This is a genomic window from Arthrobacter oryzae (assembly GCF_030812315.1).
In the GTDB taxonomy this organism is placed as follows: Bacteria; Actinomycetota; Actinomycetes; order Actinomycetales; family Micrococcaceae; genus Arthrobacter; species Arthrobacter oryzae_B.
The window spans coordinates 403,525-425,096 of record NZ_JAUSSM010000001.1 but is presented as its reverse complement, the minus strand read 5'-3'; the positions used below and the strand labels follow the sequence as shown (position 1 = coordinate 425,096).

Sequence of the window (21,572 nt, the reverse complement as noted above, 5' to 3'; positions counted from 1 at the left end):
CTGCCCTCCGACAATCCAAGCTATCCCGAGCGGATACGGATGAGGGCCGGAACATGTGTTCCGGCCCTCATCCCTGACTAAGATGACTGCCGTTTCGGCAGTCATCAGTGCCTAGCGCTTCTTCTTTTTCGGGCCCTGTTTCCGGGTGCCGTCCTGGGCTGCAGCCTTCGCCGGATTTCCCGAACGGCCCGATGACCTGCCCTCGATGCGCGTCTGGCTGGCGCCGTCCTCGCCCGGCGCGGTGTACTGCAGCTGGGCGGGCTTTTCCGGGGCTTCCAGGCCGGCTGCGCGGATCTGCGGCTCGTGGTGCTCCGTGTGTTCCCCGGCGCCGTCGGCGACAACGACGTCCTCCGCGGGAGTCACCTCGACCTCCAGGTTGAACAGGAAACCTACGCTTTCTTCCCTGATGGCCTCCATCATGGCCTGGAACATGATGAATCCCTCGCGTTGGTATTCAACGAGCGGATCGCGCTGGGCCATGGCCCGGAGACCGATGCCTTCCTTGAGGTAGTCCATCTCGTAGAGATGTTCCTGCCACTTCCGTCCGATCACCGACAGCACTACGCGGCGTTCCAGTTCACGCATGCTCTCCGATCCGATGGCCTCTTCCCTGGCTTGGTAGACGAGGCGTGCATCGGAAAGGATCTCTTCCTTCAGGAAGTCCACGGTGATGCGGGACTTGCCGCCGGCCTCGTCAATGACGTCATGCGAGGTGATGCTGACGGGGTACAGAGTCTTGAGGTTTGTCCAGAGCTGGTTGAAGTCCCAGTCGTCCCCGGTGCCTTCGGCGGTTGCTTCGTCGATGAGGGCCGTGATGGTGTCCTCGAGGAAGAACTGCACCTTCTCGTGCAGGTCATCGCCCTCGAGGATGCGGCGCCGGTCTCCGTAGATGGCTTCGCGCTGGCGGTTGAGGACGTCGTCATACTTCAGGACGTTCTTGCGCTGTTCCGCGTTGCGGCCTTCCACCTGGCCCTGTGCAGATGCAATGGCACGCGACACCAGCTTGGATTCCAGTGCAACATCGTCCGGGACCGAACTGTTCATGAGCCGCTCGGCCGCGCCGGAATTGAAGAGGCGCATCAGGTCATCCGTCAGGGACAGGTAGAACCGGGACTCGCCCGGGTCGCCCTGGCGGCCGGAACGGCCGCGGAGCTGGTTGTCGATGCGGCGGGACTCGTGGCGTTCGGTGCCCAGGACGTAGAGTCCGCCGAGGTCCAGCACCTCCTCGTGCTCGTCCTTGACTGCCTGTTTGGCCGCTTCGAGTGCTGCGGGCCAGGCGGCCTCGTACTCTTCCGAGTTTTCTTCCGGGTCCAGGCCCCTGGCGGCCAGCTCGGCGACTGCGGTGAATTCGGCGTTTCCGCCCAGCATGATGTCAGTACCGCGACCGGCCATGTTCGTCGCGACGGTCACGGCGCCCTTACGGCCTGCCTGCGCGACGATCGCGGCTTCACGGGCGTGGTTCTTTGCGTTCAGGACCTCGTGCCGGATGCCCTCCTTGGCCAGCAGCCGGGAGAGATATTCGCTCTTTTCGACGCTGGTGGTGCCCACCAGCACAGGCTGGCCCTTTTCGTGGCGCTCGGCGATGTCCTTGACGACGGCGTCGAACTTGACCGCCTCATTCTTATAGACGAGGTCCGACTGGTCGATGCGCTGCATGTCCCGGTTGGTGGGGATGGCCACCACGCCGAGCTTGTAGGTGCCCATAAACTCCGCGGCTTCGGTCTCGGCGGTGCCGGTCATCCCCGAAAGCTTTTCGTACATGCGGAAGTAGTTCTGCAGTGTGACGGTTGCCAGGGTCTGGTTCTCCGCCTTGATTTCGACGGCTTCTTTGGCCTCGATCGCCTGGTGCATGCCCTCGTTGTAACGGCGGCCGGCCAGAATGCGGCCGGTGTGCTCATCGACGATCAGGACCTCGCCGTCGAGAATGACGTAATCCTTGTCCCGCTTGAAGAGCTCCTTGGCCTTGATGGCGTTGTTCAGGAAACCGATCAGCGGCGTGTTGGCGGACTCGTAGAGGTTGTGGATGCCGAGGTAGTCCTCGACCTTTTCAATACCCGCTTCGAGCACGCCCACGGTGCGCTTCTTCTCGTCGACCTCGTAGTCCGTGTCGGCTTGGAGCCGCAGGACCACCTTGGCGAACTCGCTGTACCAGCGGTTCGTGTCACCCTGGGCAGGACCGGAAATGATTAGTGGCGTACGGGCCTCATCGATGAGGATGGAGTCCACTTCGTCAACGATCGCGAAGTGGTGGCCACGCTGGACCAGTTCTGACTTGTCCCACGCCATGTTGTCGCGCAGGTAGTCAAAGCCGAATTCGTTGTTGGTGCCGTAGGTGATGTCCGAAGCGTACTGCTCGCGGCGCACGGCGGGGTCCTGGTTGGACAGGATGCAGCCGCTGCTCAGGCCGAGGAAGCGGTAGACCCGTCCCATGAGGTCGGACTGGTATTCGGCGAGGTAGTCGTTCACGGTGATGACGTGGACGCCCTTGCCGGCGAGGGCATTGAGGTAGGCCGGAGCGGTGGCCACCAGGGTCTTACCTTCACCGGTTTTCATTTCGGCGATGTTGCCCAGGTGCAGGGCGGCGCCACCCATCATCTGAACGTCGAAGTGGCGCATTCCCAGAGTTCGTGACGAGGCTTCGCGGACGGCTGCGAAGGCCTCCGGCAGGAGATCATCCAACTTCTCGCCGTCCTGGTGGCGTTCCCGGAGCCGGTCGGTTTCTTCACGCAGTTCGGCGTCCGTGAAGGTCTTGAGGGAGCTCTCCAGGGCATTGATGGAATCGGCATAATTCCTCAATTGCCTCAGGGTTTTTTTGTCACCCGTACGGAGAAGTTTTTCGATAAGTGATGCCACGTGAAGTTGCTCCCAGTCTCAAGCTGCCGAATTCTGGCGTGTTCAGTCTACGGGAGAGACGAACGGCACGTTACGCCTGTTCCCTAAGAGCGGATACACGCGTTCCGCTCGCAGCGACTGCCTCGGCAAGCGCCGGCGCCAGGTCGCCCGCCGGAGTAACGACCACGCGGTCAAGCTCGAGCCATTCGGCCATGAGCTGGAGTTCTGCGGCCAGTTCGACGGCGGTGTCCGCCGGCGCGTTCGGTTCGGCGTGCGCTGCCCTCGCCAGGAGGTGGCCGGCGGCCCTGTCGGCCTTGAGGTCGACGCGGGCCACGATGCCATCCCTCAGCAGGAACGGAAGGACATAGTAACCGAAACGCCGTTTGGCCTCCGGTGTGTAGATCTCAATTCTGTAGTGGAAGCCGAAGAGCTCTTCCAGCCGCCGCCGCTCAAATACGAGTGAGTCAAACGGGCTCAGAAGGGCGCGCCCGGTTGCCGCGCGGGGCAGCTTGGCGTCGACATGCCGGTAGACCGGCCTGTCCCAGCCCCGGACGGAGACAGGTTCCAGCGTGCCGAGGTCCACCAGGTGCTGCACGGAAATGGCGGCTGCACGCAGGGGGGTACGGAAGTAGTCGGCGAAGCAGCGCACGGTTCCGATGCCGTGAGCCCTCGCCGCGGCGGCGATGAGGCGGTCCATTGCGGCCGCAGGATCGGCGCCGGAGTCTCCCCCGCCGTCGAGCGGGGAAAAGACCTTGCCGGTGGGCGTGTAGCGGCGTTCGAACTGCTCGGTCCGCGAGGAAGCCGAGACGAGCCCTTCCTCGAAAAGGTGTTCCAGGACGCGTTTGACCGCGTTCCAGTTCCAGCCCCAGTTGTCCGTCCGCCGGTCCTCAACATGTCCGATCCGGACCGTGAGTTCGGCGGCGGTCAGCGGTTTGCTATTTGCCAGCTCCTCGAGGACTTTCGCGGCCACGCCCGTACGCAGTTCCGGGTCCATGGCTGAGGCACCGACCCATTTCCTGCTCTGCCAGAGCAGCAGGTCCGGGAAGTGGTCCGGCCGGATGAAGCTGGCCTCGTGTGCCCAGTACTCCATCATCCGGCGCGGGTGCCTCGAGGCCATCCGGTGAAGGATGGCGCGGTCGTAGTTTCCGAGCCGCGAAAAGAACGGCAGATAGTGACTGCGTGCAAGGACGTTGACGGAATCAATCTGGACCAGGTGCAGCCGGTCAAAGGTACGGCCCACCGCCCGTGCAGTCACGGGTCCGGCGGGCCGTCCTTTGTCCAATCCCTGGGCTGCCAAAGCGATCCGCCGTGCCTGGTTGAGGCTCAGCGATGCGCTCATGTCAGTCCTTCCCTTGGCTGGTCACCACCAGCTTAGGCGACTTCTCTGCTTAGGCGCGTGCAGGCTCATCCTCCGAGCGGTAGGCGAGGATCTTCTCTTCCAGGGGTGCTTCGCCTGGTTCGCAGGTCTGGTCCAGGCTAATGACGCCGTAGGTCCATCCGTCGCGCCGGTACACCACGGACGGCGCTTTGGTCTCCTTGTCCACAAACAGGTAGAAGGAGTGACCCACAAGTTCCATGTTGTCGACGGCGTCGTCGAGCGTGAGGGATGCCGCCGGGAATACCTTGCGGCGGATCAGGACCGGAGAATCGCCCGCAGGGATGTCGTTGTCGACATCGTACGGCGACTTTTCCACGGGGGCCGGCTGTGGCTCCTGGTGGTTGCTGGCCTCGACATACAGGGGCTCGGTGGTACTCGCCGGTTCGAGGCTGGCCGTCGCCTCGCGGACGGCTTTCGGGGTGTGCCGCCCGTGGTGGACCTTCTTGCGGTCCTTGGCGCGGCGCAGGCGCTCAAGAAGCTTGTTGTAAGCGAGATCGAACGCGGCGAACTTGTCGGCGGCGCTTGCTTCCGCGCGGATTACGGGGCCGCGGCCCAGGACAGTCAGCTCAACCGTAAGCAAGTCTGCGGTCTGGCGTGCCTTGGTCTCCTTGGACACCTTCGCGTCCACCCTTTGGACCTTGTCTCCCAGCGATGCGATCTTTGAGATCTTCTCGTCGGCGTATTCGCGGAAGCGGTCCGAAACCGTCAAATTCCGTCCGCTGATCATGAACTCCATGGTGCCCTCCAAATGACTTCGGTGACACGACGGCGGCACTTCCCGGGGCCGATCTGACTGACAGTCGAGCCCCTTTCCGAGCCGCTATCGACAGGTACAACTGATCTTGGTACCCACAACCGACGTTAGTTCATCGCTACCCGTTATTCACCTTTTCTTCGTTTATTTTTTTCCGAGTCAGGCGTCCCTCCGCGCTGTGGCGCCGCGGGCGCCAGCTGGATCGGCGCGTCGGGCGGGCGTGTCGCTGCCAACACAACGGCACCAACGACGACCCCTCCCGCCTGATGGACGGCCCGGGCAGCTTCCGCAAGCGTGGCGCCCGTGGTGAGGACATCATCCACAATGATGCAGGAGCGCCCCCGGATGGCCGGTGCGAAGAGTGCTCCCGCCCGCATCGAGCCCCGTACGCGCTTGACGCGTGCCCCTCGCCCCAGCCCCTTTTGCCCTCCGGCCATCGCAGGAGTCGGCATCACTGCACGGATTCGTTCCCGGAGATCACCGGCAGCCCATTGCCGGGGAGCGGCTGCCCTCCCCTTGCGGAGCGCGCAGGCAAGGGTGCCGGCACCAAGGCCGCCGTTGCGGGCCAGGTTCCGCAGCATGAGATGGACCGGACTGAAACCGCGTTTCCTGAACGCGCTGGTTGTGGTGGGAACCGGTATCAGGCAGAATCCCTGCATTGTCCCGGCGGCCCCCTGGATGGCCCTTCCAAGTGCTTTGGACAACACCGATTCGAGCTGGCCCTGGCCGTGTTTCTTGAACGACAGCACGGCCTGGGCGAGTTCCTCGCGATATACCCCGGCAGCCACGACCGGAAGGATGACCGAACCGTTGACGTCCATGAGGGCAGGAGCCTGCCCTTCAGCCCGGAATGGGGCCCTCGTGAGGGTCCGCACCGCCCGTTCGCAAGGGCCGCAAAGCGAGAAATCCTCCGTTCCACAACAGACACATTCGACCGGGGCGGCCAGCGCCAGGAGCTCGCGGCCCGCAGTTGCTGCCCGGTCCGCGGCCCTCAGAAACCATTGTGAGTAATCGCTGCGGTGCTTTGCCGGCGTGGCTGCAGGCGGCGCCAGATCGGGATCGGGGCTTCGCATCACATGCTAAGGCTGCCTGACGGGACACCCGGCCGGTAGCGCCCGTGGCGCCTATGTGGATGAAGGCACCTATGTGGATGAAGGCCCCCGTCCTAAAGGTGACGCCTGCGTGAACACCGGGCTTTGGGCCTGGCCCGCCCTGCTGCGTGCCAGGGAACACCGCGGCGTCAGCCCGGGAACGACGGGTCCACTGGTCCCTTCAGCTGTGGCGACCAGCCGTTTCCGAGGCGCTGGAATATACCGTCGGCGGACTGCCCGAAAATTTCCTCCGGTCCGTTCCCTGCGCTGATCGCAGTGAGGCCGGGCCAGGGGGCCAGCTGCTGGGGCTGAGAGGCCGTCAGGGAGAGCAGTTCCGGTGTGACGTTATCGGTGGCCGATCCTTTCATGACCGCGACGGTGGTGTCGCTCACCCAGACACCCTGGTCCGGTTGGCGGTCTGTCAGGAGGGTCGTCGGCGCCGTGAGGTCCCGGGGCGTGCCGTCTGCATTGCGGACAATTCCCGTCACCTGCACGCGGGTTTTCCCGTTCTGCTCCGAAATCACCAGTGCGCGTACCCCCTCACGGGATATTCGGAACTCCTTGACCGTGCGGCCGGCAAGCCAGGCGGGTGCCAGTGTCACGGTGGGCATCGCGGCACCTTCGGCGATTCCGGTTGGGCGGTACGCAAGGACTTCGGTGGCGCCGTTGGCCCCGGGTCCGGCGGTCCAGACCCAGTCCTCCTGGCCAAACGACGGGTGGGTGAGGGTGGCACGCGTAGTCAGCGCCCTGGCTGGCTGTCCCGGCACGATCGAGTACAGCGTTGTCCTGGTGCTGTTGAGGAAGGCCACGGACTGCGACACCGGCGATTCGGCCGGGGAATCAGGACCGAGGGCCCCCACGGACTGGATGTCCGGAAGCGGAGAAATCCTGTTGTTCTCATAGCGGACCAGCTGGCCGTCGTTCACGGCAATCTGCCGGGCAGGAACGTTTTTATCACGGACGGGAGGCAGCACGGACCCATTGTCCTCGACGCGGACCAGGTCCTGGTTCGCCCTGAGCTCCACGTTGACGACGTCCGGCTGACCGCGGAAGGTGAGGGCAAGCTGGGTCTGCATCCGCAGCCTGTCTTCGCTGGAAGCCTCCACCAACTCCTTGGCCGTAAGGTCCACCTGGGCTGCGCCGGAAACAACCGGAACGGACTCGCGCGCCAGCTTCATCCCGGAGGGGAAGGCGCTGACTACGGCTCCCTTGAGGTATGGGGCGGGTCCACTGAGCAGTGCGCTGGTCATGGCCTTGACGGTTTTCTTCTTGATAAACCATCTCACGTCCGGCACCGCGTAGGTGAAGCTCGGATCATAGAAGTAGATGGGGTAGGCGCCGTAAATCACCTTGAACGTCTGTTCGGGAATGGCGGTCCCGTCCGGGATTCCGGAGATCCGCCACTCGCCGTCCACCTGCGTCAGGGTGACCTGGACAGTTTCCTTGGTACCTTCGGGAAACTGTGTGGCGATGCCGTCCGCATCGACGGAGTACGCCACATCGAGTTCGTAGTTGTAGACGTTTTCGACGCCGGTCCGGACCACCCTGGTTGACCGGAAAACCAATGTCCGCTGGTCCGGTTTCCAGGAGACGGAAGCTGCCTGGGTCAGGTACTCGCGTGCCACGGCATAGTCGTCTTCGTAGCCGCTGCCTGCGAGATAGAAGTCATCGATGATGGATTCGGGCCCGGCGCCTTCACGTGGCGCCACCGGAAAGAAGACGGGAGCGTTGTTGGGCTTGCCCGCGCTCTCATCCGTGCTTTTCCCGACGGGTCCGGAGCGCGGAATCTGGGCGCAGGAGGTCAGCAGCAGGAGCAGGACGGCCAAAAGCGCGGCGGCCGCGGTGCCTGGCCTTCGGTTTGTGCCGTTCATTTCGCGTCCTCCGCGCCGGTGTCCGGTTTCACGGCCGACGAGGCCGCCGGTGGCCTATCAGGCTCCGGCTCCGCAGCCGGACCGGTGTCTTCGGAATCCGGCGGCATGACGGTTCCAAACAGCAGCATGGTGCCCTGCCCTGTGCTGCCAGGCAGTGCGACGTCGGCAGGTTCGAGCTGGAGCGGCGACTTGACGATGGCGTCGCCCTGCTTCAGCGGTAGCGTCAGCCTGAAGTTTGATCCCGTTCCCTTACTGCCCCAGGCCTGAAGCCATCCGTTGTGGAGTTTCGTGTCTTCCGCGGCTATGGAAAGGCCCAAACCGCTGCCGCCGGTGGTGCGCGCCCGTGCGGGGTCCGCCCGCCAGAAGCGGTCAAAGACCCTCGCGGCCTCGGACTGGGTCATGCCGATACCGTGGTCGCGGACTGCAACGGCCACGGCGGTATCGTTCGCGGCGACGGAGATGTTGACCGGTTTGCCTTCGCTGTGTTCCAGGGCGTTGAGCACCAGGTTGCGAAGGATCCGCTCGATCCGCCGGTCGTCCATCTCCACCACGATGCTCTTTTCCCGGGAATTGATGGTGACCTCCGAACCGTATTCGACTGCCACAGGCCCCGCGTCATCGACGACATTGGCGACGAGCTGCAGGATATCGGTCGGTTCGGCGTCGAGCACGGCCACGCCCGCATCGAAGCGGGAGATCTCCAGGAGGTCGGCCAACAGGGACTGGAAGCGCTCCACCTGGTTGTACAGGAGCTCGGCGGAGCGCTTGTTGATGGGGTCGAATTCATGGCGTGCGTCGTACAGTACTTCCGCGGCCATCCGCACAGTGGTGAGAGGCGTGCGAAGCTCATGGGACACATCGGAGACGAAGCGCTGCTGCATTTGCGACAGCGTGGCCAGCTGTGTGATCTGTTCCTGCAGGCTGGCGGCCATGTGGTTGAACGATGCGCCGAGCCTCGCCACCTCGTCCTCGCCCTTGACCACCATCCGCTCCTGGAGCTGGCCGGCCGCCAGCTTCTCGGAGACTACGGCTGCATGGCTGACCGGGCTGACCACGTTCCGCGTCACATACCAGGCAATCGCCCCAATGATCAGCACCAGCACGGCGCCGCCCGCCAGCAGGACGTTCTGGATTTCGTTGAGCGTTTTCTGCGCGGTGTTCAGGTCATAGATGAGGTACAACTCGTACACGGTGCCGTTAAAGGTGACCTTGTTGCCCACCGCAATGCCGGGCCGGTCCTCGGTACCCACCGGGAACTCTGTAGATGCCCAGAACTGGTCTTTACCGGACTCCTGAACGGCCTTCCGCAACTCGGGAGGGATGACGCTGACGGTGAGCTGGTCCGATGCCCGCGATTCCACCCAGCGGTTGCGGGGTTTGGTCTGTTCCGGCATCGCTTCAAAGACATATCGACGCTGGATCACGTTTCCGCGTCCCTCAACGGCGTTCAAAGTGTCGTAGACGAGGGTAATGACGCTCGATTGATCAGTGACTTGGGCGCCGTCAAACGTGTCCTGGACCTGCTTAACGTTGTACAGCGTCTCCGATTCCGCCTGGGCCAAACGTTCCTGGAACAGATTATTGGCGATCTGGTTCGACAGGTAGGCACCCACCACGGCGAACGAACCAATCGAGAGCAGCAGCGTGGTGAGGACTGTCCGGAACTGCAGGGACCTGCGCCAGCGCCGGTGCAACGCGCGCAACAGGAACCGGACACCGGGCAGGAGCCGGATCAGCCCGGTCCGGACGAGCCGTGAGACCCGGAGTCCTACGATCCTGGCGCGGCGCAGCCAGATGCGGGTCCGGAACGGCAAGCCGGAGATCACACCGGCAATTGCGTCAGTATGCTCCGGAGCGCCGTGGACGTGGGCGTGTTCCGTTTTTGGCGGGCGAGGTACTTCCGGCCCGCTGCCGGCTTCGCCGCTGGACGGTTCAGGAACCTGCTTTGTAGCCGACACCACGGACCGTCAAGACAACTTCGGGGGCTTCGGGGTCGCGCTCGATCTTTGACCTCAGCCGCTGGACATGGACGTTCACGAGCCGTGTGTCTGCCGCGTGCCGGTATCCCCAGACCTGCTCCAGCAGCAGCTCGCGGGTAAAGACCTGCCACGGTTTGCGGGCAAGGGCGACGAGCAGGTCGAACTCCAACGGTGTCAGCGAAATGCGTTCGTCGTTGCGGCTCACCAGGTGCCCGGCCACGTCAATGGTGATGTCGGCAATGCGCAGTGTTTCCGGGGCCTTCTGGTCGCCCGGGCGGAGCCGTGCCCTCACCCGCGCAACCAGTTCAGCTGGCTTGAACGGCTTGGGTACGTAGTCGTCCGCACCGGATTCCAGGCCGCGGACCACATCCGAGGTATCCGACTTCGCGGTCAGCATGACGATCGGCGAATCCGACTCAGCTCGGATCTGCCGGCATACTTCAATGCCGTCAACCCCCGGGAGCATCAGGTCCAACAGCACAAGATCCGGCTTTGAGGAACGAAAAACTTCCAGCGCCTGTCCACCGTCTGCGCAAAAGACCGGCTCGAAGCCGTCATTGCGCAAGACAATTCCGATCATCTCGGCCAGCGCCTCGTCATCGTCCACTACCAGAATGCGTGCCTTCATAGTTATATATTCGCCTATTGAATGGGCTTTGTCCCGTTGAGCGCCGACACGGCATGGCGCGGTCACCCGCCGGGAGGGGTGAGGCGCGCCGCCCGAACCGGCGCGACACCGCGAAGAATCAGCCGGAGGCTATGAGGCATGCGGGCAAAACTATAGGCTGGGAGCGGGCCGGACGGTGCACGACACTGCCTGCCCGGAGCACCGGGCCGGAGTCTCGGCCGGGCGGCTCGCGGACAGCATCTTTTGGGGAGGAACAAGTTGTCAGAGCAGGATCCGAACGCGCGACCCCGGGAGGGACAGCCGCAGCCGGTGGAACCACCGCGCTGGGGCGGGCCGCAGCAGTGGAACGCACCGCCGCCGCACCAAGGAAGCCAAGCGCAGTGGAACTCACCGGAGGCTACCGGCAACGGAAATCAGCCACAATGGGGGGCGCCGCCGCAATGGAACACACAGCAGCCTGGCCACGGTGGTCAGCCGCAGTGGGGCTCCCCTTACGCGGGGCCACCGCCTTCCTCCAATCAGCCGGGTTTTGTTCAGCCGGGTTACGTTCAGCCGGGTTACACGCAGCCAGGTTACGTTCAGTCGGGGTACGTCGCCCCGCCAAAGCCCGGGATAGTTCCGCTCCGGCCGCTGATGTTCGGCGAAATCCTGGACGGCTCGTTTCAGACCATCAGGCGGAACGCCGCCGCAATGCTGGGTGCGGGATTACTGGCACAGACCCTGGGAACCATTGTCGGTGCGGTCATAACGGCGCAAGCCGGAGCGGGGGGCGAATCCGTTGGACTGTGGCTGGAAAGCCTGAGCCCTGCGGAAATGGTCGGCCTGGGTCTCGGCGTCATGGCCGGTGGCGTGATCCTCGGACTGGTGTCCGTCTTCATCTCGCTTGTGCTCCAGGGTGTAATGGTTGTGCCCGTGGCCCGGTCCGTCCTCAATTGGCGCACGGGTTTCAAGGAGATGTGGTCGCTGTCGCGGTCCAGAATCGGCTCGTTGCTTGGGCTTGGTGTGCTCCTGTTCCTGGCCAGCGTCGCCGTCGTCGCCGTTCTGGTGGGCGGAACCTGGCTCCTGGCCGATTCCATGGGCGGAATGTCTGCGCTGATTATCGTCCCCCTTTTCCTCGGGACCATGGTGACCCTGTTGTTTCTCTCCATCCGTTTCCTCGTGACGCCAGCTGCGATTGTTGTCGAGGGACTCGGCGTACTTGACGGCCTCCGGAGGTCCTGGCAGCTGACGCGTCACAACTGGTGGCGGATCTTCGGCATCACGCTGGTCGTTTCCCTCCTCATCGGCATCATCAGCCAGATCGTCCTTGTCCCCATCACCCTCGTTTCCGGCGGATTCTCCTCCGTCGTTGCGCCCCATAGCGGCGACGACGGGCAACGTGCCCTCGCGGTAGGCGTCGGAATCGCCTCGCTCATCGTCTCGGCCCTGATAGGGGCAGTGGCATACGCCTTCCAAACCTCCGTGATGGGCCTGCTCTACATGGACCTTCGCATGCGGAAGGAAGGCCTCGACCTCGCCCTTCTCCGGCTGCTCGAATCGGGCACGGAGGCCAACGGCGTCCCCGGACGCGGCATCGCCCCGGAGGGGAACGCAGGCAGCCCTGCCCCCGGCGGCTGGCCGCAGACCCCCTCCGGCCCGCCACCGGGCTACGGTCCGCCACAGGGCTACGGCCCGCCACCGGGCTATCGACCGCCCCCGGGCGCCGGATGAGCCGGCATACCTTTTTCGAAACGGCGTCAGCAGTGGATACGGTTCCGTATTGGACCGCCGGCCGGACGCCGGTTGAGCCTCCCGTGGAGCCCGACAGGCAGGAGGCCAGCAGGTGGGCCGCCGAGGAACTCAGCAAACCCGAGTATCGCGACGCGCAACCGGACTGGTTGACCGAGCTCTGGCGGCAGTTCATCGACTGGCTGCGATCGCTCAATACCGGCGACCCTGCAATTGACAGCGGCGTCGCCGTGCCGGCAATCGGAGTAACCATTGTCATCCTCATCGCAGTGGCCATCCTCCTTGCGCGTCCCCGGCTGAACGCACGCCGTCGTCCGGCCGGAGACGTCGTCGACGCCGATCCTTCCATCAGCCCGGCGGAATACCGGCGGCTTGCGGCAGCCGCGGCAGCACGTTCCGACTGGCCCACCGCCGTCGTCGAACAGTTCAGGGCGATCGTCCGGTGCGCCGAAGAGCGCGCGGTAATCGACCCGCTGCCTGGCCGGACGGCGGACGAGGTGGCCGGCCAGTTGGCGGGTGCCTTCGGAAGCTGTGCCGCGCAGCTGCGGCGGGCCGCGGATAAATTCGACGCCGTCCGATACGGCAGCGAAGAGGCCACAGCCGGAGACCACGCCGACATGGCGGAACTGGATCAGCTCCTGGAGTCAGCAAAGCCCGACTTTGGCCAGCCTGCCGCGGACCGCCTGGCGCTGCCGCTATGACCCCCGTTCTTGAGTCGACGAGCCAGCCGGCATCGGAGCGGCCCGCCGCCGGAGTTCGCATCGCGGGCCCAGCCGTCACGGCTTGGATCCGCCGGCATCGGACGTGGACCCTCATCGGCTTGGTCTTCGCGCTGGGTGTGGCTCTGACGATTATTGCCCAGCTTTCGCCCGGCCGCGACGACGCTCCCCTGTCCACCCGAAACGCGGCACCGGACGGGGCAAAGGCCGTCTCCGTAATACTCGGAAACCAGGGCGTGGATGTCCGCCAGACGGACAACTTCGCGGCAACGATGTCGGCCCTGGAACGTGCGGACGGGCACAGTGCGTCCGGGGACAGGACCACCACCTTGCTCCTTTTCGACCGAAACGGCTACCTGGACCGCGGGCAGCTTCAGGAGTTGCAGCGGGCCACGGACAGGCTGGTTGTAGTGACTCCCCGGCTGAGCGCGCTGACGGCCCTCGGAGGCGACATACGCCCCGCTGGTGTTGTGCCGGAAGGGGTGTCCACATTGGAACCCGGCTGTGGGCTGGAGGATCCCGCTGTCGCCGGAGCGGTCACCGCGGAGTCCGCGTACCTCTACCAGGCCGGCCGCCCTTGCTACGAGCCCTCGGAAGGCCTTGGCGGGCTGTATGCCAGCAGCGGCGACGGCAGGCTGGTGGTGCTGGGCAGTACGCAGCTACTTAGCAACGCCCGGCTTGATGAGCATGGCAACGCGGCCCTTGCACTCCGGACCCTCGGGGCCTCGGAGCAGCTCGTCTGGTACCTTCCCGGCATCGCGGACGTCACCACGGCAGACGCGCCGAAGACCCTGGATGAACTAGCCCCGCCGTGGGTGGCCTTCCTCGGTCCGTGGCTCGCCCTGGTGGCGGTGCTGGCCATGGTCTGGCGGGGGCGGCGGCTGGGACCCCTGGTCTTCGAGCCGCTGCCTGTCGTAGTCAAGGCTGTTGAGACTGCTGAGGGCCGCGCCCGGCTCTATCACGACGCCCACGCAGTGGACCGGGCGGCCGAAAACCTCAGGGCGGGCACGCTGGTCCGCCTCGCGCGGATCCTCCGGCTGGGACCGGACGCTGAGTCCACGGCCATCGTCGACGCCGCTGCCCGGCACCTTGGGCGGACGACTGAACAGACTTCCGGCGTGCTGGATGCCCGTCCCCGGACTGAAAGCGAGCTGGTCCACTGGGCCCAGCAGCTGGACACACTAGAGAAAGAGGTAACCGCCCGATGAGTGAGCAGACCAACGGATTCATCCAGGGCGGCCCGGGTGGCCCTGCCCTTGCAACGGCGGAGGCCACGACAGGCATTGATCCCGTCCGCCAGGCCCTGCTCGATGTGCGGCACGAGGTGGCCAAGGCTGTGGTCGGCCAGGACTCCACCGTCACGGGGCTGCTGATCGCCCTGCTGTGCCGCGGGCATGTGCTGCTCGAAGGGGTTCCCGGCGTGGCCAAGACCTTGCTGGTCCGCACGCTGTCCGCGGCCTTGAGCCTGGACACCAAGCGGGTTCAGTTCACCCCGGACCTGATGCCCGGCGACATCACCGGGTCGCTGGTCTTCGACTCCCGGTCCTCCGAATTCAGCTTCCGGGAAGGCCCTGTGTTCACCAACATCCTGCTGGCAGATGAAATCAACAGGACGCCGCCGAAGACGCAGGCTGCCCTGCTGGAAGCCATGGAGGAACGCCAGGTATCGGCGGACGGCATCTCACGGCCGCTTCCCGTGCCGTTCATCGTCGCCGCCACCCAGAACCCCGTGGAGTACGAGGGCACCTATCCCCTGCCGGAAGCCCAACTGGACCGTTTCCTCCTCAAGCTCGCCATGCCGCTGCCGGGCCGGGCTGACGAAATTGAGGTCATCCGCAGGCATGCGGCCGGTTTTGACTCCAGGAACCTGGCCGCGGCCGGCGTCCGCGCGGTGGCAGGTGCGGCGGAGCTGGAGCAGGCCCGCCAGGCAGTGGCTGCGGTGGAGGTGGCGCCGGAAGTCGCGGCCTACATCGTGGACATTGCAAGGGCCACCCGCGCGGCACCGTCCTTCCAGCTGGGTGTGTCCCCCCGCGGTGCCACCGCCCTGCTGAGTGCCTCCCGCGCGTGGGCGTGGCTGTCGGGGCGGCATTTCGTGACCCCGGACGACGTCAAGGCACTGGCCCTCCCCTGCCTGCGGCACCGTGTAGCCCTGCAGCCGGAAGCACAGATGGACGGCGTGCACGTTGACGGCGTCCTCGCCAGCATCCTGGCGTCCGTGCCCGTTCCGCGCTGATGGCCATTTCCGGACGGTTCGTACTTCTGGCACTGACGGGGTTGGTGCCGGTGATGCTGTTTCCCGACTGGGGCACCGTTCTGCTGGTCTGCCTGCTCCTCTGCGCAGCCTTGCTCCTGGACCTCTCCGTGGCCGCGACGCTTAGGAAGGTCAAGCTGGACCGCACGTTGCCGGGCAATGTCACCCTCAGCGGAAGCGCCGAATCCGTCCTGACCATCGGGAACACCGGTACGCGCCGGCTCCGTGCCGTGGTCCGGGATGCGTGGCAGCCGTCGGCGGGGGCGCAGAATCCACGCCAGCGGCTGGACGTTCCGGCTGGCGAGCGGCGGCGCATGACGGTCCTGCTTCAGCCTGCCCGGCGGGGCGACCTCAAGGCTCCGCATGTGACGCTGCGCGCCTTCGGGCCGCTGCGGCTGGCCGCGCGGCAGCGGACACTCCCCTGTCCCGGCGCCGTCCGGGTGCTCCCGCCGTTTCATTCACGGCGCCACCTTCCGTCCAAGCTCCGCAAGCTGCGCGAGCTCGATGGAAAGGCCGCGGTGCAGATCAGGGGCGCCGGCACCGAGTTCGATTCGCTCCGCGACTACGTCCGCGGTGACGACGTGCGTTCCATAGACTGGCGCGCCACGGCGCGGCGGTCCGCCGTCGTCGTCCGTACCTGGCGGCCCGAACGGGACCGGCGCGTGGTGATCATGCTGGATACCTCCCGGACGGCTGCTGCCAGGATCGACGACGAACCGCGCCTTGACACCGGAATCGAGGCGGCCTTGCTGCTGGCCGTCCTGGCGGAACGTGGCGGTGACCGGGTGGACTTCTTCGCGTTCGACCGGCGGACCCGGGGCCGGGCGGGCTCTGCGTCAAAGGGCAACCTGCTCGGACAGCTTGTGCAGGCCATGGCGCCGCTGGAACCGGAACTCATCGAGCTGGACTGGAGCCAGGTCCCGGGCCAGATCCGGCAGATCTCCGCGCACCGCTCCCTCGTGGTGCTGCTGACCCCGCTGGACGGCGGCGCACCCGAGGAAGGGCTGCTCCCGATGGCGGCACAACTGGCGCAGCAGCACCTTGTGGTGGTTGCCTCGGTGCGGGACCCCATGCTGGGAACCATGCAGAAGGAACGCGCGACGGCGGCACAGGTGTTCCGCGCGGCGGCCGCCGAACGCGCCCTGCTCGAACGCGAGGCCGTGGCCATCCAGCTCCGCCAGATGGGCGTCGAAGTGGTGGACGCCGAGCCGCACCAACTGCCGCCGGCCCTCGCGGACGCGTACATCCGGCTCAAGGCGGCGGGGCGGCTGTGACTTATCTGACGAAACTGTTCTGTCGAAAAAGCAGGAGGCCAGCTTGACCATGCCTATCTATGAACGTGCCCTGGGCAGCGATTTCGCCCGGCTACAGCCCGAGCTGCAGGAGTACTTTTCCCTTGCTCCCGGGTCCGGACGCTACGGCGTCGGCGAGGGGGTGTTCGACGTCGTCGGATGCCGGCAGCAGTGGCTGCGGCCGTTGCTGCGTCTCACCAGCGGGGAGGAGGCGTTCTTCCCGGAGTACGGTGAGCGGGTTCCGTTCCGGATCGAAAACCACGCCCACCTCGACCCGTTCGGCCGGTCGAGCCTCACCGCCAGGCGTGAGATCCATTTCCCCGGACGCACGCGGCTGTTCCATGACACCACCAGCTTCGACGATTCCCGAAGCACCCCGGGACTGGTCGATTACGTGGGCCGCTACCGGCGGCTTGTCACCGACCTGGATCTCAGCGTGACCGCCGACGGGCGGCTCAGGGGTGTCTCCGAAGGATCCCGGCTCTTCCTGGGCCCGCTGCGGATCCCGCTGCCGGCCGCCGTGGACGCCAAAGCCTACGCGGAGCAGTGGTGGGAACCGTCGGAGGGCAGGCACGGAAAGCACCGGATCCAAGTCAAGGTCATCCAGCCGCAGCTGGGCCTCGTCCTCGTCTATGCCGGGAGCTTCGACTACCGGCTCCGCTCGTACCCCGGCGCCGCCACGGCGCCGGGCCACCTGCCGGGCTACGCCCGGCCGGACAGGTGGGAGAGCCGCGTCTAGCCGAGCGCCAGCTGGTTGAGCCCGTCCGCCACCTGCGTCAGCCGGGTCAGGACGGCAGTTGCGGACGACGGCGTGTACCCGGCCAGACCCCCGGAGGGCGTCACGCGGATGGAGCTGAGTGACGAGGCGGGGAGACCCAGCTGACGCCACGGCCGCCACACGTTCTCCACGGCTTCCTGGACACGCGGCAGCGCCGCCGACGCGTCGTTCACCGGGAGCACACCGGCCCAAAGGCTCTTCCCCGCCTCGACCGCACCCGCGAGCTGTTCCCATTGGCGGGATGTGAGCGCCTTCAACGGGACAGCTATCCCGTCCGCCCCTGAGGAGAGAATGCGCTCGAACGGCGCCTCAACTTCGGCAACCGCAATCACCGTTTCCACAGCGCCGGCGGCCCTGATCGCGTCGGTCACCAGCCGCCACGATTCTGTTACTTCCTGGCCCGGCACAGACCGCAAGGTCCGGTAGCCACTGGACGTTGGAATCGTACCGGCGAGGACAGCCGCGATATCAGGCTCATCTATCTGGACAACCAGCCGCGCCCCGGGAACAGCCGTACGGACCCGGCCCAGGAAATCACCAATACCGGCTGCCAGCGACTCAGCGATGTCCCGTCGGGCGCCGTAGTCGATCAAGGCCCGTTCACCGTTGTGGAGGTGCAGGCCCGCGGCCAGGCTGAGCGGTCCGCGCAGTTGGACCTTGAAGTCCTGCGCCGGACTCTCTTCCGTCCCGGCGACATCGGCGAGGACATTGACGTCCGTGGAGAGAGCAGACTTTGCCTTCATCAGGTCCCGCCCGGGGCGGTCCACGATCCGCCATCCATAGGGCTGGACGTCGACGGAAAGGTCAACCAGCAGTGAAGCCGTCCTGCCGAGCGCATCCGAACCGACGCCGCGGTCCGGGAGCTCCACAAGGAACGGCAGGTGCGGGCTGCCGAGCTCACCTCGGACTATCCGTGCGGCCTCCAGCGGGTCTTCTCCCGGCCACGGCCCCAAGGCGGTGGCTGTTACCTGCGATTCCGGCATGCCTAGGCGTCGACGGCGGTGGACGGGGCGGCCGGCGAAAGCCGCGGCTGGCTGGCAGCGGCTCCGTTATTCTCCGACGCCAGGTGGTCTTCGGCGATGGCTTCATGGTGCCTGATGACCTCGCCGATGATGAAGTTCAGGAACTTTTCCGCAAAGGCGGGGTCCAGGTGCGCTTCCTCGGCAAGGCGGCGCAGCCGTGCGATCTGGGCGGTCTCGCGGCCGGGGTCGCCCGCGGGCAGCTTGTGCGCTGCCTTCAGGAAGCCGACCTTCTGGGTGGCCTTGAACCGCTCGGCCAGGAGGAAGACCAGGGTGGCGTCGATGTTGTCGATGCTGGACCGGATGGACAGCAGTTCCGCCATCACCGATTGGTCCACCTGTCCGGCCAGGGAGCTGGCTGAGGGGTCGTAGGATTCGGTGTCTGGAAGATCTTGGTTCTGCTCGGTCATGGCTCCAGTCTATGGGCACCGTGCTAAATCCCTGTGGCTGTTAAGCGTCCGCGAAACGTTGCCGGAGGCAGGGAAAAGCCCGCCGCCCACAGTGGACGGCGGGCATGTCCAGCCTGAAATGGAACTAGCCGGCGAGCAGCGAGCGGTTCGCTTCCCGGCGCCTCGCCTGCTCGTCCGGATCGGGCACGGGCAACGAGGCGATAAGCCGCCGCGTGTAGTCATGCTGCGGGTCGCCCATGACCTGGGTGCCAAGTCCCTGCTCCACGAGCTTGCCCTTGTAGAGCACACCAACCCAATGGGACAGGATGTCCACTACGGCAAGGTCGTGGCTGATGAACAGGGCGGCGAACCCGAACTCCTGCTGGATGTCCTTGAACAGTTCCAGCACCACGGCCTGCACGGACACGTCCAGGGCCGAGGTGGGCTCGTCGGCAATCAGCAGTTTGGGGTTCAGGATCAGGGCCCGGGCCAGTGATGCGCGTTGCCGCTGCCCGCCGGAGAGTTCGTGCGGGAAGCGGTCAGCGTACGACGCCGGCAGCTGCACAGACTCGAGCAGCTCGCCCACGCGCTTCCGCGCCTGGGCAGGCGTCGGATTGCTGTGGATGACCAGCGGCTCGGCAACACAGTCACCGATGGTCAGCTGCGGGTTGAACGAGGCCGCCGGGTCCTGGAACACGAAGCCGATCTCCTTGCGGAGGGGTTTGAACGTCCGCTCCTTGAGGTTCAGCATCTCGTAGCCCAGCACCTTGAGGCTGCCGCCGGTGGTGCGGTTCAGGCCCGCGATCGCACGACCTATGGTGGTCTTGCCGGACCCGGATTCGCCCACCAGGCCGAACACCTCGCCCTCGGACAGCGTGAAGCTGACGCCGTCCACCGCCTTGAAGCTTGGGCTGCCGAGCCTGCCCGGGTATTCAATGGTCAGGCCCTTGGCCTCCACCAGGACCTTCCGGTCCTGGTGTGCCCGCGTGGTCATGCCCTGGGACGCCGAGTTCCGGCCCAGGTGCGGCACGGCGGCCAGCAGCTTGCGGGTATATCCCTGCTTCGGCTCCGCAAACAGGACCTTGGCCGGCGCCTCTTCGACGACGTCGCCCTGGTACATCACCACCACCCGGTCGGCAAGGTCGGCCACCACACCCATGTTGTGGGTGATCAGGACGATCGAGGTGCCGTATTTGTCCCGCAGGTCCCGTAGCAACTGGAGGATCTCCGCCTGGACGGTGACGTCCAGGGCTGTCGTGGGTTCGTCGGCCACGATCAGCCCCGGATTGAGTGCGAGCGCCGCGGCGATGACAACACGCTGTTTCTGGCCGCCGGAGAACTGGTGGGGATAATAGTCCACGCGGTCTTCAGGGTCCGGGATGCCCACTTTTCGGAGGGCCTCGATGGCCCGGGCCTTGGCTTCCTTGGCCGAGACGCGTTTGCCCTCACCGCCCGCATGCGCGCGGATGCCTTCGGCTATCTGCCACCCCACGGTGAAGACGGGGTTCAACGCCGTGGAGGGCTCCTGGAACACCATCGCCACGTCCCGGCCGCGGATCTGCCTCAACTTGGAGGCGCTGACGCTGATGACGTTGTTGCCGTTGATCAGCACCGCACCGGAGCTGATCGCGGTCTCCGGAAGGAGGCCGAGGATGGTCTTCGCCGTGACGGTCTTGCCGGATCCTGACTCGCCGACGATCGCCACCACTTCGCCCTGGTTGACCTCGAGGCTGACGTCCTTGACCGCATAGACGTCCCCGGCGTCGGTGGCGAAAGTGACCTTCAGGTGGTCAATGTCCAAGACCGGACCGGTGCCGCGCTTGTCGATGTTGATGGTCATGAGCCTCTCACTTCTGCTTGGAGCGCAGCCTGCGTGCCTGCGGTAGAAGCAGGCCCGCCCTTGCCGGAAGCGGCCTTCTTGCGTCCGCGCAGCCGCGGATCGTTGAGGTCGTTGATGCTTTCCCCCATGAGCGTGAGGCCGACGACGGTCAGCACCGTGGCCAGGCCAGGGAACACGCCCGTCCACCAGATGCCGGAGGTGGTGTCGGCAAGGGCCTGCTTCAGGTCAAAGCCCCACTCGGCGGCAGAGCTTGGTTCGATGCCAAAGCCCAGGAAGCCCAGGCCCGCAAGGGTGAGGATTGCTTCGGAGGCGTTGAGCGTAAAGATCAGCGGCAGGGTGCGCGTGGCGTTCTTGTAGATGTGCCGGCTCATGATGCGGATGTTGGACGCCCCGACCACCTTGGCCGATTCCACGAAAGGTTCGGCTTTCAGGCGGATGGTCTCGGCCCTGATCACCCGGAAGTACTGCGGGATGAAGACCACCGTGATTGAGATTGCGGCGGCCATGATGCCACCCAGCAGGCTTGACTGCCCGCCGCTGATGACGATGGCCATGACAATCGCGACGAGCAGGGAGGGAAAGGCGTAGATGGCGTCCGCGATGACGACGAGGATCCGGTCCAGCCAGCCGCCGATGTAACCGCTGACCAGTCCCAGGATGACGCCGATGAAGATCGACATCAGGACGGCCACAACGATGACCATGATGGCCGTCTGCGATCCCCAGATAACCCTGGACAGCACGTCGTAGCCGCCTACTGTGGTCCCCAGCAGGTGCTTGCCGCCAGGTGCCTGCTGGGCAGGGAAGTTACCGTCGGCGTCGGAGAGCTGGGAGTACCCGTAGGGGGCCAGTAGCGGGGCGAAAATCGCCGTCAGCAGGAAGGCGCCGGTCAGGATCAGGCCTGCCACGAGCATTCCGCGCTGCAGGCCAACGCTCTTGTTGAAGTGCGAGATGACCGGCAACCGGCGGATGAGCGAGGCGCGGGGATCCGCCGTGGGTTCAACAGTTGTTGGGGTGGTCATG

General features: G+C 65.5%; 17 protein-coding genes. 6 read left to right on the top strand and 11 right to left on the bottom strand.

Features of this window, described 5'->3' with window-relative positions; translation table 11 throughout:
* Positions 1 to 111 precede the first annotated feature (111 nt).
* The 7 genes from secA to mtrA form a co-directional block, all read right to left on the bottom strand.
* Entirely contained in the window at positions 112 to 2,853 is a 2,742-nt protein-coding gene (secA, locus tag J2S97_RS02000) for a preprotein translocase subunit SecA (protein ID WP_307046062.1), read from the bottom strand.
* A 70-nt stretch (positions 2,854 to 2,923) separates the two neighbouring features.
* The gene (locus tag J2S97_RS01995) at positions 2,924 to 4,171 is read right to left on the bottom strand and encodes a winged helix-turn-helix domain-containing protein (protein ID WP_307046060.1); all 1,248 of its coding nucleotides are present in this window, start codon (positions 4,169 to 4,171) and stop codon (positions 2,924 to 2,926) included.
* Between the two features lie 49 nt (positions 4,172 to 4,220).
* The gene (gene hpf / locus J2S97_RS01990; protein WP_104172251.1) at positions 4,221 to 4,946 is read right to left on the bottom strand and encodes a ribosome hibernation-promoting factor, HPF/YfiA family; all 726 of its coding nucleotides are present in this window, start codon (positions 4,944 to 4,946) and stop codon (positions 4,221 to 4,223) included.
* 143 nt (positions 4,947 to 5,089) lie between these two features.
* Positions 5,090 to 5,785, bottom strand: a complete 696-nt coding sequence (locus J2S97_RS01985; RefSeq protein ID WP_307046058.1) for a ComF family protein — start codon at positions 5,783 to 5,785, stop codon at positions 5,090 to 5,092.
* Between the two features lie 419 nt (positions 5,786 to 6,204).
* Positions 6,205 to 7,926, bottom strand: coding sequence for an LpqB family beta-propeller domain-containing protein (locus J2S97_RS01980; protein ID WP_307046056.1), 1,722 nt, complete (start codon positions 7,924 to 7,926; stop codon positions 6,205 to 6,207).
* The gene (gene mtrB, locus J2S97_RS01975; protein ID WP_373460480.1) at positions 7,923 to 9,752 is read right to left on the bottom strand and encodes an MtrAB system histidine kinase MtrB; all 1,830 of its coding nucleotides are present in this window, start codon (positions 9,750 to 9,752) and stop codon (positions 7,923 to 7,925) included. Before mtrB ends, J2S97_RS01980 begins: the two co-directional genes overlap by 4 nt.
* A 106-nt stretch (positions 9,753 to 9,858) precedes the next feature.
* Positions 9,859 to 10,533 carry an MtrAB system response regulator MtrA gene (gene mtrA / locus J2S97_RS01970; protein WP_307046054.1) on the bottom strand — a complete coding sequence of 225 codons (675 nt, stop codon included), beginning with the start codon at positions 10,531 to 10,533 and terminating at the stop codon, positions 9,859 to 9,861.
* Between the two features lie 633 nt (positions 10,534 to 11,166).
* Here mtrA and J2S97_RS01965 point away from each other — a divergent pair.
* From J2S97_RS01965 to J2S97_RS01940, 6 genes are read left to right on the top strand one after another with little or no spacing between them, the layout of a single operon-like run.
* Complete coding sequence (locus J2S97_RS01965; protein WP_307046052.1) at positions 11,167 to 12,243, top strand: DUF7847 domain-containing protein; 1,077 nt, start codon at positions 11,167 to 11,169, stop codon at positions 12,241 to 12,243.
* Positions 12,240 to 12,962, top strand: a complete 723-nt coding sequence (locus tag J2S97_RS01960) for a DUF4129 domain-containing protein (protein WP_307046050.1) — start codon at positions 12,240 to 12,242, stop codon at positions 12,960 to 12,962. The genes J2S97_RS01965 and J2S97_RS01960 overlap by 4 nt, the downstream gene beginning before the upstream one ends.
* Complete coding sequence (locus J2S97_RS01955) at positions 12,959 to 14,188, top strand: DUF4350 domain-containing protein (RefSeq protein ID WP_307046049.1); 1,230 nt, start codon at positions 12,959 to 12,961, stop codon at positions 14,186 to 14,188. The genes J2S97_RS01960 and J2S97_RS01955 overlap by 4 nt, the downstream gene beginning before the upstream one ends.
* Entirely contained in the window at positions 14,185 to 15,213 is a 1,029-nt protein-coding gene (locus J2S97_RS01950) for an AAA family ATPase (protein WP_307046046.1), read from the top strand. The genes J2S97_RS01955 and J2S97_RS01950 overlap by 4 nt, the downstream gene beginning before the upstream one ends.
* A complete protein-coding gene (locus tag J2S97_RS01945; protein ID WP_307046044.1) occupies positions 15,213 to 16,505 on the top strand; it encodes a DUF58 domain-containing protein in 1,293 nt (430 codons plus the stop codon). Before J2S97_RS01950 ends, J2S97_RS01945 begins: the two co-directional genes overlap by 1 nt.
* A 43-nt stretch (positions 16,506 to 16,548) precedes the next feature.
* Entirely contained in the window at positions 16,549 to 17,262 is a 714-nt protein-coding gene (locus J2S97_RS01940) for a DUF4166 domain-containing protein (RefSeq protein WP_307046042.1), read from the top strand.
* Here J2S97_RS01940 and J2S97_RS01935 read toward each other — a convergent pair.
* The 4 genes from J2S97_RS01935 to J2S97_RS01920 all read right to left on the bottom strand — a co-directional run bounded on the left by J2S97_RS01935 (position 17,259) and on the right by J2S97_RS01920 (position 21,571).
* Positions 17,259 to 18,284 (bottom strand): hypothetical protein, encoded by a 1,026-nt coding sequence (locus J2S97_RS01935; protein WP_307046040.1) that lies wholly within the window; start codon positions 18,282 to 18,284, stop codon positions 17,259 to 17,261. The genes J2S97_RS01940 and J2S97_RS01935 overlap by 4 nt on opposite strands.
* Positions 18,285 to 18,286: 2 nt before the next feature.
* Positions 18,287 to 18,730 (bottom strand): chorismate mutase, encoded by a 444-nt coding sequence (locus J2S97_RS01930; protein ID WP_307046038.1) that lies wholly within the window; start codon positions 18,728 to 18,730, stop codon positions 18,287 to 18,289.
* A 124-nt stretch (positions 18,731 to 18,854) separates the two neighbouring features.
* Positions 18,855 to 20,549, bottom strand: a complete 1,695-nt coding sequence (locus tag J2S97_RS01925) for an ABC transporter ATP-binding protein (RefSeq protein ID WP_307046036.1) — start codon at positions 20,547 to 20,549, stop codon at positions 18,855 to 18,857.
* Complete coding sequence (locus J2S97_RS01920) at positions 20,546 to 21,571, bottom strand: ABC transporter permease (RefSeq protein WP_307046034.1); 1,026 nt, start codon at positions 21,569 to 21,571, stop codon at positions 20,546 to 20,548. The genes J2S97_RS01925 and J2S97_RS01920 overlap by 4 nt, the downstream gene beginning before the upstream one ends.
* Between the last annotated feature and the right edge of the window lies 1 nt (position 21,572).

What these genes read in the sequence shown, in the direction of transcription:
- J2S97_RS01995 (WP_307046060.1), bottom strand. Translation starts at nt 4,171, where the DNA reads ATGAGCGCATCGCTGAGCCTCAACCAGGCACGGCGGATCGCTTTGGCA.
- hpf (WP_104172251.1), bottom strand. Translation starts at nt 4,946, where the DNA reads ATGGAGTTCATGATCAGCGGACGGAATTTGACGGTTTCGGACCGCTTC.
- J2S97_RS01985 (WP_307046058.1), bottom strand. Translation starts at nt 5,785, where the DNA reads ATGGACGTCAACGGTTCGGTCATCCTTCCGGTCGTGGCTGCCGGGGTA.
- J2S97_RS01980 (WP_307046056.1), bottom strand. Translation starts at nt 7,926, where the DNA reads ATGAACGGCACAAACCGAAGGCCAGGCACCGCGGCCGCCGCGCTTTTG.
- mtrA (WP_307046054.1), bottom strand. Translation starts at nt 10,533, where the DNA reads ATGAAGGCACGCATTCTGGTAGTGGACGATGACGAGGCGCTGGCCGAG.
- J2S97_RS01965 (WP_307046052.1), top strand. Translation starts at nt 11,167, where the DNA reads ATGTTCGGCGAAATCCTGGACGGCTCGTTTCAGACCATCAGGCGGAAC.
- J2S97_RS01960 (WP_307046050.1), top strand. Translation starts at nt 12,240, where the DNA reads ATGAGCCGGCATACCTTTTTCGAAACGGCGTCAGCAGTGGATACGGTT.
- J2S97_RS01955 (WP_307046049.1), top strand. Translation starts at nt 12,959, where the DNA reads ATGACCCCCGTTCTTGAGTCGACGAGCCAGCCGGCATCGGAGCGGCCC.
- J2S97_RS01950 (WP_307046046.1), top strand. Translation starts at nt 14,185, where the DNA reads ATGAGTGAGCAGACCAACGGATTCATCCAGGGCGGCCCGGGTGGCCCT.
- J2S97_RS01945 (WP_307046044.1), top strand. Translation starts at nt 15,213, where the DNA reads ATGGCCATTTCCGGACGGTTCGTACTTCTGGCACTGACGGGGTTGGTG.
- J2S97_RS01935 (WP_307046040.1), bottom strand. Translation starts at nt 18,284, where the DNA reads ATGCCGGAATCGCAGGTAACAGCCACCGCCTTGGGGCCGTGGCCGGGA.
- J2S97_RS01930 (WP_307046038.1), bottom strand. Translation starts at nt 18,730, where the DNA reads ATGACCGAGCAGAACCAAGATCTTCCAGACACCGAATCCTACGACCCC.
- J2S97_RS01925 (WP_307046036.1), bottom strand. Translation starts at nt 20,549, where the DNA reads ATGACCATCAACATCGACAAGCGCGGCACCGGTCCGGTCTTGGACATT.
- J2S97_RS01920 (WP_307046034.1), bottom strand. Translation starts at nt 21,571, where the DNA reads ATGACCACCCCAACAACTGTTGAACCCACGGCGGATCCCCGCGCCTCG.